This is a genomic window from Psychroflexus lacisalsi (assembly GCF_020164495.1).
Taxonomy (GTDB): Bacteria; Bacteroidota; Bacteroidia; order Flavobacteriales; family Flavobacteriaceae; genus Psychroflexus; species Psychroflexus lacisalsi.
Genome location: NZ_JAIQYZ010000001.1, coordinates 585,867 through 599,808 on the forward strand (window position 1 = coordinate 585,867; position 13,942 = coordinate 599,808).

Sequence of the window (13,942 nt, forward strand, 5' to 3'; positions counted from 1 at the left end):
GATGATGATGTATTCTAATTTTAAAGTATTTATGTGTTCGGTTTTAGCACTATGTGGAAGTTTCGCTGTTGCTCAATCGAATATCTTAAATGCATCCAAGCCTTCACAAGTTGGTGTGTTGACAGAAGATCAGAAAATTGCAGATGATGATAAACCTCTTGAATATGGTTACATCGGCGATAGAGATATTCTTTGGTCTAAGGTTGTTTGGGAAAAAATTGATTTAAAGCAGAAAATTAATTTTCCTTTGCTTTATCCAACTCAAGACGATTCTTTTTCCAAAAACAGGCGTTCTCTTTACAGAGTTCTTTTAGATGCAATTGAAGAAGGAGCAAAAGATTCTACTTCTACAGAAGCCATAACTGAAGTCTACTCTACAAGTTATTTTAACAAAAAGAAGTCTTACGAGGAAATCCTTGGATCTACAAAATCTGTTTTTCTTCCCGATGTTGCCTTAGATATACTTGGTCAATACGGTGTTACCGGAACAGAAAATGTACAAGAATTCGTAAACAGATCCTTAGCTGGAAATTTGTCTAATTATCAAGACCAATATTCGCAAGAATTGGTTGACCAAATGGAACCTTACTTAATTCCTACTGAAATTACAAGCCGAGATATTTTGGAATATCATATCAAAGGAATGTGGTATTTCGATAAGTTGCAAGGTGAGATGAGGTATAGGTTACTTGGTATTGCTCCAGCTGGATACGATATACAAAGTCAAAATCAAAGCTTTTCTGGCGAACCAGAAATTATCCCTTACTTTTGGGTTTGGTTCCCTGATGCTAGACAGGTTTTACATGAAGCTAAGGTCTTAAACAATGATAACAGCTCTATGCCTTTTAGTTTTGATCATCTCTTGAATTCAAGACGCTTCGATGCTGTTATATTTAAAACTCAAAATGTTTACGAGGATAGAGAAGTTGCTGATTATATACAAGATAATGCACTGTTGCAGCTTTTAGAGTCCAATAGAATAAAAGAAGAAATAAGAAATTTTGAATTAGACATGTGGAATTACTAATTTAGAATAGCTTTTCAATCATAATCAACCCTTGCAATCTGTGAGGGTTTTTTGTTGCTCATAAATTGTATCAGTTATCAATTGATTTGCTTTAAACTCAATCTTGTAACACTTTAAAAAATAATATATTTGAACTTATGAAAGATGCATTGATAGTTGGATTTGGTATTGCTGGTTTGTCGGTAGCCAGACAGTTAGAGATAAAGTCTAAAACATTTGATATTATTTCAGATGAAAGTCAGCAATCTTCAAAGGTAGCGGGAGGAGTTTTAAACCCAGTAGCCCTTAAGCGTTATAACCTGGCATGGAACGCTGATGTTTTGATGCCTGAAGCTATTCAATTCTACAATTGTTTCAATTTGGGTACTGATGAAAATTATTTTAAAAAAGTCCCTGTTTATAAACTCTTCTCTTCAGTTGAAGATCAGAATAATTGGATTGTTGCCTCCGATAAACCTAAACTCGAACCGTTTCTCAATTTGAAGATAAATAGTTTAGAATCTTCAGTTTATTCCAATTATAAAGCTGGAGAAGTACTGCAGTCTCATCTTTTAGATCTCAAAAAGTTGATAAATGATAAAAAATCAAGCTATGTAAAAGCTTCAAATTTTATTTCTGAAAGCATCGATTATAACGCGATTGAATTCAGAGATCATAGCTTAAAATATAAGGATAAAGAATACGCCTCTTTAATTTTTTGTGAAGGCTTCGGAGTCGTCAATAATCCATTTTTTAATTGGTTGCCCATTTATGGTAACAAAGGTGAGTATTTGATTTTTAAATCTAAGGATCTAAAAGCTAATCAGAAAATTATAAAGTCCAGGAACTTTATAATACCACTTGGTAACGACCTTTATAAGTATGGAGCCACCTATTCGCGTGAAGATCTCGATGACCTTCCAACTATAGAGGCGCGGAATGAACTTGAAGCAAAACTGTCTGAAATGTTAGATTGTGATTTTGAAATCATTGATCAACTTGCTGGTGTAAGGCCTACAGTAAGAGATCGTAAACCAATACTAGGTGCTCATCCTGAGTATAAAAACATATTTATACTAAATGGTTTTGGGAGTCGAGGGGTTATGGCTGCTCCAAGTCTTTCTAAGAAATTAATAAATTTGATATTTGAAAAAAAGGAAGTGGATAAAGAAATTAATCTAGACCGCTTTCTGAAGTTTTTTGCTTCGCATTTTTATCGTAGGATAAAAACATATTAATCCAGATATTTCTGGCAAGTCTCATGATGACTGGGCCAAGACCTATCAAAACTACGATTATAGACACAAAGGAAGGAATGACTTCTAGGCCAATGAAGAAGTAAGATGTAATAAATGCCGCTACTGCAAATGCGACGCCAATTCCATAGCTTACATACATGGCTCCATAAAAGAAAGAGGGTTCGATTTTATACTTTTGATTGCATTCTGAACAGCGTTCATGCATTTCGTAAATCTTATTGAGCTTGTAAGGGTTGGATTCCTTGTACATATCTCCCTCGTGACACACTGGACATTTTCCTGTGAAGACACTATGTAATTTTGACCCTTTCAGCATTATGAATAAAATTTAGCTTTGCATTACAAAAATACCAATATTTGCAAAAATTACAGGTAACATATGCTACACATTCATAATCTTTCTATTTCTTTTGGTGGAGAGTATCTTTTTAAGGAGATCAGTTTCAAGCTGAGTGCAGGAAATAGAGTAGGTCTCATTGGAAAAAACGGCGCAGGGAAGTCGACAATGCTCAAAATTATCTCCGGTGAAATGCCTCTGGATCAGGGTCAAATTGCTAAAGACAAAGAGATAAACATTGGCTTTCTGAAGCAGGATATTGATTTTGAAGAGGGTAGGACTGTTCTTGAAGAAGCATATGAAGCCTTTGAAGCTATAAAATCTTTTGAAGCTAAACTGGATCATATCAATCAGCAATTAGTGGAAAGGACAGATTACGAGAGTGAAGGATACAATCAACTGATGATTGATATGAACGATTATCAACATCAATATGAAATATTAGGAGGATATAATTACCAGGGTGAGACTGAAAGAGTCCTGAAAGGTCTTGGATTTACTATTTCAGATTTTGATAAGCAAACAGATACTTTTTCTGGTGGTTGGAGAATGCGTATTGAGTTGGCAAAATTACTTCTACAAAGCAATGATATTCTGCTCTTGGATGAGCCTACTAACCACCTGGACATAGAAAGTATACTTTGGCTAGAAAGTTTTTTACAAAATTTCCCTGGGTGTGTGGTGATCGTTTCTCACGATAAGATGTTCTTGGATAATGTAACCAACAGAACTATCGAATTATCCTTGGGTCAGATTTATGATTATAATAAGCCTTACTCAAAGTTTAAAGTCCTTAGAGAGGAATTGCGCGAACAACAATTGGCTGCACAAAAAAATCAGCAAAAAGAAATAGAGCAGACCGAGAAGTTGATTAGTAAATTTAGGGCTAAAGCAAACAAGGCCTCCATGGCACAATCCCTTATCAAAAAACTAGAGAAGACGGAAATAATTGAAGTGGATGAAGAGGATAACCAGGTGATGAACGTAAAGTTTACCAGTTCCAAAAATCCCGGTAAAGTAGTTATCGAAGCTGAAGGTTTATCTAAATCATTTGGTGACGATACTGTTTTCAAAGATGTTGATTTCCTGATTGAGAGAAATTCAAAAATTGCCTTTGTTGGTCAAAATGGACAAGGAAAATCTACTCTAGCAAAAATCATTGTGGGAGAACTTGAGCACGGCGGAAGTATTAAACTAGGCCACAACGTAGAGATAGGATATTTTGCACAGAATCAAGCTGAATACCTCGATGGTAATAAAACTGTTTTAGACACTATGATTGATGCTGCCAATGAAAGCAACAGGAGTCGGGTGCGTGATATTTTAGGTTCTTTTCTGTTTAGAGGAGATGATGTTACCAAATTTGTAAAAGTGCTTTCTGGAGGGGAGAGAAACCGTCTGGCTTTAGCCAAAATGTCTCTATCTCCTTTCAATGTACTGATAATGGATGAGCCTACCAACCACCTGGATATTCAGTCTAAAAACGTTTTAAAATCAGCGCTAAATAACTTTGAAGGTACTTTAATTTTGGTTTCTCACGATAGAGATTTCCTTCAAGGTCTGGCAGATTCTGTATATGAATTCAGAAACAACACAGTAAAAGAATTTTTAGGAGACATCAACGACTACCTCAAGTACAGGGAGCTTGAATCGATGAGGGAAGTAGAGAAAAAGGATAAAAAGCAGAAGGAAGCCAAAGAAGAATCTTCAAATAAAAATGATTATGAGTTTCAAAAGAAACAAAAATCTCTTCAGAATAAACTCAGTGGTATAGAATCCAAGATTTCAAAACTTGAAAAAGAGATCAAGCAAATCGACAAGCAACTTGAGTTGAAGTATGAAGAAACTATTAGTAAAGAGAATTTCTTTGAAGACTATAATGCCAAAAAACAAAAACTAGAAACATTGATGAAGTCCTGGGAAGACCTTCAGGTAAAAATGGAAAGTCTTTAAAATTTTATAATAGAATTAAGAAAATAGGGTTTAACTATCGGGTTTCACTAACGTCTAACAGTCACTATGAGAAAAATTATATTATATATATTGGGAGTTATTTTGTTGGTTGGAGCTGTTTTTGGAGCCAAATTTATCATCGATAGCAAGGAAGCCCCAAAATCAGAAATTCGAAAAACAGTCAAAACTGTATTCGTGGATACTGTTCAAAATTCTACGGTTCCTATACTTATTCCTGCCAATGGAAATCTTATAGCTAAACATAGAGTGGAACTCTATGCTGAGGTTCAAGGTGTTTTTGAGTTTAGCGCAAAGCCTTTTAGAGCCGGACAAGCTTATAAAAAAGGCCAGGCACTGATCAAAATCGACGATTTAGAATATAGAGCTTCTGTGCAGTCTGCAAAGAGTAATCTTTATAATCAAATAACCGCTATCATGCCAGATTTGAGATTGGATTATCCAGAGGTATATACAAAATGGCAGAAATACCTTAATGCTTTTGACATCGATAGATCGGTGCCATCGCTTCCAGAAGCTGATTCAGAGAAAGAGCGATTCTTTATAAATGGTAGAGGCATTAATACAGCTTATTATAATGTTAAAAACCTGGAAGAGCGCTTAGTGAAATATAGTATTAACGCTCCTTTTGATGGTGTATTAATTCAAGCGCTGGTAACCGAAGGTTCTCTTATAAGAAGTGGTCAGATGCTAGGTGAATACATAGATCCCAAAGTCTATGAGCTCCAGGTAGCTATTGCCAAGGACTATGCAGATCTTTTGGAGGAAGGAGAATCGGTTACACTTACTAATAATAATGAAACTCAGACTTATTCCGGGACAGTTAGTCGAATTAATGCGAGTATCGATCAGGCAACTCAAACTGTTAGTATATTTATAGAAGTTAGAGATGCTTCGCTAAAAGAAGGGATGTACCTTAAGGCTAAGGTTGAGGCTAAAAAAGTAGAGAATGCTATCTCAATTGACCGCAGTTTGGTCAACGATAAAAATGAGATCTTTGTAGTCAACGATACAATTCTTAGCAGTATAAAAGTTCAGCCAATTTATTTTTCAGACAAGCAAGCTGTAGTGAAAGGTATTCCGGATGGCGAGGTTATTTTAGCCAAGCAGGTTCCCGGATCATATAATGGTATGCTGGTCGAAATTGTAAGCGATGGTTTGTCCGCTAGCGAGAAAAAGAAGGACTCTACATCAGTTTCAGAATCCATTGACCAATGAGAAAAATAATATCTTATTTTATAAAATATCATGTAGCGGTCAATGTTATGATTTTGGCCTTTATCATTTTTGGTGTTGTAGGAATGTTACGATTACAATCTTCATACTTTCCGTTGATTGAGTCGGAGATTATCAATATTAACGTTACCTACCCAGGGGCTGCCCCGGAAGAAATTGAAGAAGGTATTGTTCTCAAGATCGAGGATAACTTAAAGGGACTGGTTGGAGTAGAGCGATTCACTTCTACATCACGAGAAAACGGCGGGAGCATCACAGTAGAAATAGATCCGGATGAGGATATTGATGTGATGTTGACCGAAGTTAAAAATGCAGTAGATCGGGTTCCCAATTTCCCCACAGGCATGGAGCCATTGGTAGTCGCTAAGCAAGAAAATATCCGAGAGACTTTCGATTACTTTGTAAGTGTGGAGGGTGTTGATCTTGCCACATTAAAGCAGATTGCCAGGCAAATGGAATACGATCTTAGAGCTATGGATGGTCTTTCGCAAATTGAAATTTCAGGTTACCCTGAAGAAGAAATTGAGATTGCTGTAGATGAAAATAACTTACTTGCCTATAACCTTACATTCGCTGAGGTTGCTCAGGCTGTATCTCGAGCCAATATTTTAACTACTGGTGGTAGTATTAAAACAGATGTTGAGGATTTTCTCATCAGAGCTGACAACCGTTCTTACTATGGAAAGGAATTAAATAATCTGATAGTAAAGTCTCAGCCCGATGGAACTAAGGTTACTTTAGAGGATGTAGCTATAATTCGAGATCGATTTTCAGAAACCCCCAATGCTTCCTATATCAATGGAAGGGTAGCGGTAAGTGTCAATATTTCAACGACCAATAATGAGGACCTCATGGCTGCTGCCGAAAAAGTGAGGCAGTATGTGAAAGAATTCAATGAAAAGAACGATACTATAGAAATCATCGTTGAAGATGACCGAAGCATCACCTTAAGCCAGCGTACCAATTTATTAATAGAAAATGGTGCAGTAGGTATATTTTTAGTTTTAGTATTTCTGTCCTTTTTTCTTAATACGCGTTTGGCTTTTTGGGTCGCCTTCGGGTTGCCAATTTCATTCCTAGGGATGTTTATTTTTGCAAGTGCTTTTGGGGTCACTATTAATGTACTATCTCTTTTTGGAATGATAATCGTCATTGGTATTTTGGTTGATGATGGGATTGTCATTTCTGAAAACATATATCAGCATTATGAAATGGGTAAAAAGCCAGTTCAGGCAGCTATAGATGGCACTATGGAAGTACTTCCTCCAATCATCTCGGCGATCATAACTACGGTATTAGCCTTTTCTACCTTTTTATTCTTAGATAGCCGTATTGGCCAGTTTTTTGGCGAAGTAAGTACTGTTGTCATCTTAACTCTTGTAGTTTCCTTAATTGAAGCATTGATCATTTTACCTGCACACATTGCTCATTCCAAAGCTTTAGTACGAGAAAAAGAAGGCGAAAAAGACAAGACTAAAGGAATTGGTAAGCTTTTCAAAAAGATGAGAAGTGTAAATGTATATGGAGACAGGGTGATGGTTTTCTTGAGAGATAAGTTTTATGAGCCTGTAGTGAGATTTACAGTTAAAAACCGGTTTATTAGTTTCGCCATTATTACTACCATGCTTATACTGACCATTGGTTCTATAATGGGAGGAGTAGTAAAGGTAACCTTATTTCCCAGTATCGCCAGTGACAGGGTGAGTATAGACCTTCTTATGCCAGAAGGGACCAACCCGCAAAAGACAGACAGCATTATCTCCATGGTTGAAGATGCAGCGATGAGAGTAAATGAAGATTTTTCAGCTAGACAAACTGGGAATAAAGAAGTGGTGCGTAATATCGTAAGGCGAGTAGGGCCAGGTAATAACAAAGCTTCTCTTCGAGTTAACCTCTTACCCGGTGAAGAACGTGACTTTGGATCTCCAGAAATCACCAATGCCATCAGAGATGAGGTAGGTGAGGTTTACGGAGTGGAGCGCCTTACGTTTGGATCTGGTGGTAATTTTGGTGGCAAGCCTGTTTCTGTCTCACTGTTGGGAAATAACCTCAACGAGCTTGAACAAGCCAAAGAAGAATTGAAAGCTATTTTAGAGGAAAATTCTACCCTTAAGGATGTTACCGATACAGATCCCGATGGAATTAAGGAGATAACGGTTAGCCTTAAAGACGAAGCTTATGCTTTAGGATTGAACCTTGGAGAAGTGATGAGTCAGGTGAGAGCTGGATTTTTTGGACTTCAGGCACAACGCTTTCAAAGGGGTCAGGATGAAATAAGAGTGTGGGTGAGGTATGATCGTGATAATAGAGAATCCATAAATGATCTGAATGATATGCGTATTGTCACTCCAGATGGGAATCGAGTCCCTTTTGGTGAAATTGCAAGCTATTCAATTCAGAGAGGAACGGAATCGATAAGCCATTTGGATGGATTGAGAGAGATACGCGTAGAAGCAGATCTGGAAGATCCTAATGCCAGTGCGACAGATGCTATTGCAAACATTGCTGATAATATTCTGCCAAGCATATTATCAAAATACCCTAGTGTTTCAGTTTCTTATGAAGGTCAAAACCGAGAAGCAGATAAGCTGACAGATTCTGCGAAGAAAGTAATGCCTGTAGTTCTCTTTTTGATCTATGCAGTGATCGCCTTTACTTTTAGAAGTTATAGCCAGCCATTACTATTGATGCTACTCATTCCATTCAGTATTATCGGAGTGGCCTGGGGGCATTATTTACATGGTTTCCCTGTCAATATTTTATCGCTATTAGGAATTATAGCTCTTGTAGGTATTATGGTTAATGACGGACTAGTGCTCATTGGTAAATTCAATTCTTACCTCCGGGCTGGCATGGCCTTCGATACAGCTTTAATTGAGGCAGGTAAATCGAGATTTAGAGCGATTTTCCTTACTTCCTTAACCACTATTGCCGGTATAGCACCACTGCTCCTGGAACGAAGCAGACAGGCTCAGTTTCTAAAACCAATGGCTATCTCTATAGCCTACGGTATTTTTATTGCGACTTTTTTAACCCTGTTGTTCCTGCCACTTTTACTTTCCCTGACCAATTCAGCTAAGACTAAGTCTAAGTGGTTAATGAGTGGGGAGCACGTTAGTAAAGAGTCGGTTGAGCGTGCCATAAAAGAACAAGAAGAAGAAGTGCAGCGCCAGGAAGAACTTGATAATGCAAAAAAGCAATCAGAACAGGATCAGAAACAAATTCAACATCAAGATAAATAACCAGTATGAGAGTATTTTATAAGAGCCTATTTGTGCTTTTGATAATTTTTGGGTGCTGCATTTCTTCAAACGCCCAGGGGGTTTTGAGTAAGGAAGAAGCCATCACTCAGATGCTGTCCAATAATTTTGGAATTCAGTTAGCAGAAAATCAGGTCGAGATTGCCGATAATAATCAGGGTGTACTTAATTCTGGTTACCTTCCGTCACTTACGGGTAACGCTGGAGGTAATTATACTAAAGATGATCAGGACGTTACTTTTCGTGATGGTTCACAAGAGTCGATAGTAGGTGCAGAAACTACACGATACAACGCCTCTGTCAATTTCAATTATACTTTATTTGACGGATTAGGCAGATTCTGGAACTACAAAAGCCTGAAAGAGCAGTACGATCTTACATCTTTAGAAGCCAGACAAACCATCGAAACCACTTTACTGCAATTGTTTACGGTTTATTATGAAGTGGCCCGCCTAACTGAAAATAAAAAGGTTTTACTACAGACGTATGAAAATACGAAACAACGATTCAAGCGCGCTGAATATAGTTTCGAATACGGTCAGGTTAACAAGCTGGATGTTCTGAATGCTGAGGTAGATATTGTAAATGACAGTATTAATCTGATGAACAACCGTCAGCTTCTTGAAAATGCAAAGCGAGATTTAAATGTAGTTATCAACTCGGAATTGGAACAGAAGTTTGAAGTGGATACCGTTGTGAGTTTCACCAATCAAATTCAGATTGAAAATTTCGTGAATACGTCAAGTTCGAATAACGTAAGACTGTTACAGGCTGAAAAAAATATTACAATAAGTGATTATGATTACAAGGCTAGCAAAGCTATTTTTCTTCCTACCATAGGACTTTCAGGATCCTACGGCTGGAATGAAGGTAACTTCCCTGTGACCAGTTTTGCAACTTCCAGCACCACTACGGGGGTTTCAGGAGGCCTGAGTTTGACCTGGGATCTGTTTGATGGCGGAAGCGGCATTACTAGAATGAAAAATGCCAGGATCAATTACGACAATCAACAGCTGATTAAAGCTCAAATTAAGCAGGAAGTCAACCGTGACATATTCAATGCTCGTGGTAATTACCACACCCGACTGGAAATTCTGAAATTACAGACCCAAAACATATTTACAGCTAAAAACAATTACGAGCGCTCCAGCGAACAGTATAAACTGGGGCAGATCACTTCAGTTGAGCTTCGCCAGGCTCAGGTTAATTTGCTTAATGCGCAAACCAGCAAAAGTTTGGCTAAGTATAATGCTAAATTAGCTGAACTGGAACTGCTGCAATTGACAGGACAGCTCTTAAATGTCGATTTTTAATGTTTGAACACTATTTTCAATGCCCTTATTGTTGGGAAGACATCAGTATGCTATTAGACCCTTCTGTAAGGAAACAAACATACGTGGAAGACTGTGAAGTTTGTTGTAATCCTATACAACTCACGGTAGCTTTTGAAGCTGAAGAATTGGTTGAATTTAGAGCGGAAGATATAGAGCAATAAAAGTTGAAATTTTATTTTGCAGAATTAATAATTCGGCGTATATTTGCAATCCTATATTTATAACACAGGTTACAAACATATATCGCGGGGTAGAGCAGCAGGTAGCTCGTCGGGCTCATAACCCGAAGGTCACTGGTTCGAGTCCAGTCCCCGCTACTAAGAGAAAGCTTCACAGAAATGTGAGGCTTTTTTGTGTAATACACGATGATTTTTAGACTTTGGTCTCTTACAATAGATAAAGACCTATTTTACTAAAAATTTTGATTAGGCTTAGTCTAACACTCATGAGATGAGCGATGATTTTTTTCAATTCAAGTCACTGAAAAAATCTGAAAAAAAATGAAATGCCTCAAGCTAATCATCGATTAACATATTACTAAACTCAAAACCTTTAATAATATGCACAGAATTATACAAATCTCTTATATGGCTTAAACTCTTGATTGATTAAAAACTGTATTGGTGGATTAAAATTCAATCACATTGGTTATTAATTATTGAATTCAAAAACGATTAAGACCTTCTTTAAATAAAAGAACCTATCTAGTTAAGTTTAGATAGGTTCCAAAGCTAATTTAAAATTATCGAAATTATTTAACTCTAGTTCGTATTCAACATGACAGGAGCTTTGCCGTCAGTAATTATAATTTTGGCATTAGGTGATCTGCTTAACTCTCTAAAGGCTTCAATGCTTTGAAATTGAATAAGCATAGGGGACAGGCCTTCATTAATGATGGCTTGGGAGTCACGTATACCCTTAGCTTCTGCACGTTTTCTGTTTGCCTCCTTTTCTTCCCTTTGAACTAAAAATTCCAATTCTTCAATTTGTTGCTCTGCTCTTAATTTATCTTCAATAGCAGAAGATAATCTAGAAGGAAGATTTATACTTTTAAGCAGAACAGCTTGGATATCGAATCCTTTACTTACTAATAGTTCATTCATGTCTACCTTTATAGACTCTTCAATTTCGCTCCTTTTGAGACTATGCATATCTTTTGCGAAGTATTTAGCTGAAATATTTGTAGAGGAAGATCTCAAGGTATTAATCAACACATCCCGTTCAAAGTTTTTACCAATATCTCGGATAATGTTGGGAGCCTCATTTTTATCGATATTATACAGAACCGATACTTCTGAAACAATTGTCAAACCTTCTTTAGAAGGTAATAATAAAGTTTGTTCAACGTTGTTTGTTCTCACCAAAACCCTAAGGTAGGTCGTTGTGATTGGATTGTAGAAGCGAAATCCTTCTTCTACGGGTTCATTACTCAATTTTCCCAGACGTTGCTTTACTCCAACTTCACCTGGTCTAATGACTGCACAACTGCTTAAAAAGACAGCTGTTAGTGTCAAGCTTAAAAAAGTTTTTAGTTTCATTTTTTTATTAAAAGTACAGACATTTTTTATCTTATAATGATAATAAATCAATATTTAAGTAATAATTATAATTATAATTTATTTAAAAGTTGATTTAATTGAATTATTAATAATATGTATAAATTTTTTTAATGGTTACCTAATTTCTTTATTTCATTTAAGATCTGTTATTAAATCTTAAAGAATCTCACCTAGAAAAGAATAAGGTAACTTTTAATATAAATTGCATTTAAAAGCGATTGAATGCAATTCTTAGTTTCATTTGAAAACATAAAATTGAGATCAGATTACTTAAACCTTAGTCTATTTTATTTTTAATAGTTTGCACCTGACATTAATGCAGTTGAATATTTAGGTGTTGAAAATGATCAATGCTTTTAATACTAACAATACAACATGAAGAACTACACTAATAAATACTTTGACATTTCAAAACCAGTTTTTATTCCTTCCGCTCTTATAACTGTCTTTTTTGTAACCTTCACTATAATCTTCAACGAACAGGCAGAAGCTGGATTTTCAAGCTTTAGGTCTTATATGTCTGAAAATTTTGGATGGTTTATCAATATAGCTATCAATTATTTTTTGTTTTTCGTCATTTTTATAGCCTTCAGCCGATTTGGAAAAATAAGGATTGGTGGGAAAAAGGCGCGTCCTGATTTTAACAAATTTTCATGGATTGCCATGTTGTTCTCTGCAGGAATGGGTATCGGCCTGGTTTATTTTAGTGTAGCAGAACCCATGTTGCATTTTAGCAATCCTATTGAAGCCGGTCTTTCTGGTGTAGAAAAATCTAAATTAGCGATGAAGCATACGTTTTTCCATTATGGATTTCATGTATGGGGAATATATACATTGCTTGGCATTGCTTTAGCCTATTTCACATTCAACAAAAAAGCGCCTTTATCGATCAAATCAACCTTGAAACCACTTTTTGGAAACTACATGAATTCTTTTGTCGGTCACGCTATAGACGTTGTTGCCGTTTTAGCGACTTTATTTGGTCTGGCAACCACACTTGGCTTTGGGGCAGTTCAGTTTACAACGGGTATTTCTGAATTGTCAGGATTATCAAATTCTGTGAATCTTCAGATTCTATCTATTATTGGAATCACATTAATAGCAACCGTGTCGGTACTTTCAGGACTAAATAAAGGTCTAAAATATTTGAGCAATTTCAATATGATCATCGCTGGAATTGTATTTCTTTTTGTTTTAATTGTAGGCTCTACTGTTCTCTTGTTTGATGGATTTGTTGAAAGTTTAGGTTTATACCTTACTGATTTTTTTGAAATGAGTACCTATAGAAATCAATATGGGGAAGAGGGTAAATGGTTTAAGTCCTGGTCGATGTTTTACTGGGTATGGTGGATCTCGTGGTCGCCATTTGTAGGAACTTTTATTGCTAGAATTTCCAAAGGAAGAACACTACAAGACATTGCTATTTATGGCCTTTTGGTGCCTTCCTTATTTTCCATGCTTTGGATGTCTGTATTAGGTGGAACCGCATCGGATATGCAGCTAAATTCTGTCATAGATTTAGCTCAGGTTGTGGCCGATGACAGCTCTATGGGGTTGTTTAAAATGCTGGAAAATCTGCCGTATTATAAAATTACTGCAATTTTAAGCATCATTCTGGTAGGAACCTTTTTCATCACTTCGTCTGATAGTGGTTCTTTGGTGGTTGATTTTATGACTTCCGGAGGGAAGCTAGACGCTCCAAAAGGTCAGAAGGTGTTTTGGGCATTTATGGAAGGTTCTATTGCTATTGCTCTTCTGATTGGTGGTGGTTTGTCTGCACTTCAATCTGCATCCATTTCAACCGGTTTTCCGTTTGCTATTATTTTGATTTTTGTAAGTATATCTCTACTTAAGAGTCTTAAACAAGACGATCAGTTAAAGAAAAAATAATCCGAATCCAGAACTCTTACATAATTTTAAAGATGTCATGCTTTCAATTTTTGTTTGAATCAAACTTAAAAGAAATTTTCGCCTTTAACC

Annotated in this window: 10 protein-coding genes and 1 tRNA gene; 9 read left to right on the plus strand and 2 right to left on the minus strand. The window is 36.4% G+C overall.

Annotated features, from left to right (window positions below; genetic code table 11):
* The first annotated feature begins 1 nt into the window (after window position 1).
* On the plus strand, window positions 2-1,027 hold the full coding sequence (porN, locus tag LB449_RS02640) for a type IX secretion system ring subunit PorN/GldN (protein ID WP_425542602.1): 1,026 nt from the start codon (window positions 2-4) through the stop codon (window positions 1,025-1,027).
* Between the two features lie 137 nt (window positions 1,028-1,164).
* Window positions 1,165-2,244, plus strand: a complete 1,080-nt coding sequence (locus LB449_RS02645) for an NAD(P)/FAD-dependent oxidoreductase (protein ID WP_224453515.1) — start codon at window positions 1,165-1,167, stop codon at window positions 2,242-2,244.
* On the opposite strand, the gene LB449_RS02650 is transcribed toward LB449_RS02645, so the two are convergent.
* Window positions 2,180-2,581, minus strand: a complete 402-nt coding sequence (locus LB449_RS02650; protein ID WP_224453516.1) for a DUF983 domain-containing protein — start codon at window positions 2,579-2,581, stop codon at window positions 2,180-2,182. The genes LB449_RS02645 and LB449_RS02650 overlap by 65 nt on opposite strands.
* A gap of 63 nt (window positions 2,582-2,644) precedes the next feature.
* On the opposite strand from LB449_RS02650, the gene LB449_RS02655 reads away from it, so the two are divergent.
* The 6 genes from LB449_RS02655 (at window position 2,645) to LB449_RS02680 (ending at window position 10,720) form a co-directional block, all read left to right on the plus strand.
* Entirely contained in the window at window positions 2,645-4,555 is a 1,911-nt protein-coding gene (locus tag LB449_RS02655) for an ABC-F family ATP-binding cassette domain-containing protein (RefSeq protein ID WP_224453517.1), read from the plus strand.
* A gap of 66 nt (window positions 4,556-4,621) precedes the next feature.
* Window positions 4,622-5,791, plus strand: coding sequence for an efflux RND transporter periplasmic adaptor subunit (locus LB449_RS02660; protein ID WP_224453518.1), 1,170 nt, complete (start codon window positions 4,622-4,624; stop codon window positions 5,789-5,791).
* Window positions 5,788-9,051 (plus strand): efflux RND transporter permease subunit, encoded by a 3,264-nt coding sequence (locus tag LB449_RS02665; protein WP_224453519.1) that lies wholly within the window; start codon window positions 5,788-5,790, stop codon window positions 9,049-9,051. The genes LB449_RS02660 and LB449_RS02665 overlap by 4 nt, the downstream gene beginning before the upstream one ends.
* Window positions 9,052-9,056: 5 nt before the next feature.
* Window positions 9,057-10,382 (plus strand): TolC family protein, encoded by a 1,326-nt coding sequence (locus LB449_RS02670; protein ID WP_224453520.1) that lies wholly within the window; start codon window positions 9,057-9,059, stop codon window positions 10,380-10,382.
* Window positions 10,382-10,564 carry a CPXCG motif-containing cysteine-rich protein gene (locus LB449_RS02675; RefSeq protein WP_224453521.1) on the plus strand — a complete coding sequence of 61 codons (183 nt, stop codon included), beginning with the start codon at window positions 10,382-10,384 and terminating at the stop codon, window positions 10,562-10,564. The genes LB449_RS02670 and LB449_RS02675 overlap by 1 nt, the downstream gene beginning before the upstream one ends.
* Window positions 10,565-10,647: 83 nt before the next feature.
* Window positions 10,648-10,720 (plus strand) — tRNA-Met (locus LB449_RS02680).
* 444 nt (window positions 10,721-11,164) lie between these two features.
* On the opposite strand, the gene LB449_RS02685 is transcribed toward LB449_RS02680, so the two are convergent.
* Window positions 11,165-11,941 carry a prohibitin family protein gene (locus tag LB449_RS02685; RefSeq protein ID WP_224453522.1) on the minus strand — a complete coding sequence of 259 codons (777 nt, stop codon included), beginning with the start codon at window positions 11,939-11,941 and terminating at the stop codon, window positions 11,165-11,167.
* A 396-nt stretch (window positions 11,942-12,337) separates the two neighbouring features.
* Between LB449_RS02685 and LB449_RS02690 the strand changes: the two genes are divergently transcribed.
* Window positions 12,338-13,852, plus strand: coding sequence for a BCCT family transporter (locus LB449_RS02690; RefSeq protein ID WP_224453523.1), 1,515 nt, complete (start codon window positions 12,338-12,340; stop codon window positions 13,850-13,852).
* Window positions 13,853-13,942 lie beyond the last annotated feature (90 nt).

What these genes read in the sequence shown, in the direction of transcription:
- porN (WP_425542602.1), top strand. Translation starts at nt 2, where the DNA reads ATGATGATGTATTCTAATTTTAAAGTATTTATGTGTTCGGTTTTAGCA.
- LB449_RS02655 (WP_224453517.1), top strand. Translation starts at nt 2,645, where the DNA reads ATGCTACACATTCATAATCTTTCTATTTCTTTTGGTGGAGAGTATCTT.
- LB449_RS02660 (WP_224453518.1), top strand. Translation starts at nt 4,622, where the DNA reads ATGAGAAAAATTATATTATATATATTGGGAGTTATTTTGTTGGTTGGA.
- LB449_RS02685 (WP_224453522.1), bottom strand. Translation starts at nt 11,941, where the DNA reads ATGAAACTAAAAACTTTTTTAAGCTTGACACTAACAGCTGTCTTTTTA.
- LB449_RS02665 (WP_224453519.1), top strand. Translation starts at nt 5,788, where the DNA reads ATGAGAAAAATAATATCTTATTTTATAAAATATCATGTAGCGGTCAAT.
- LB449_RS02645 (WP_224453515.1), top strand. Translation starts at nt 1,165, where the DNA reads ATGAAAGATGCATTGATAGTTGGATTTGGTATTGCTGGTTTGTCGGTA.
- LB449_RS02650 (WP_224453516.1), bottom strand. Translation starts at nt 2,581, where the DNA reads ATGCTGAAAGGGTCAAAATTACATAGTGTCTTCACAGGAAAATGTCCA.
- LB449_RS02690 (WP_224453523.1), top strand. Translation starts at nt 12,338, where the DNA reads ATGAAGAACTACACTAATAAATACTTTGACATTTCAAAACCAGTTTTT.
- LB449_RS02670 (WP_224453520.1), top strand. Translation starts at nt 9,057, where the DNA reads ATGAGAGTATTTTATAAGAGCCTATTTGTGCTTTTGATAATTTTTGGG.
- LB449_RS02675 (WP_224453521.1), top strand. Translation starts at nt 10,382, where the DNA reads ATGTTTGAACACTATTTTCAATGCCCTTATTGTTGGGAAGACATCAGT.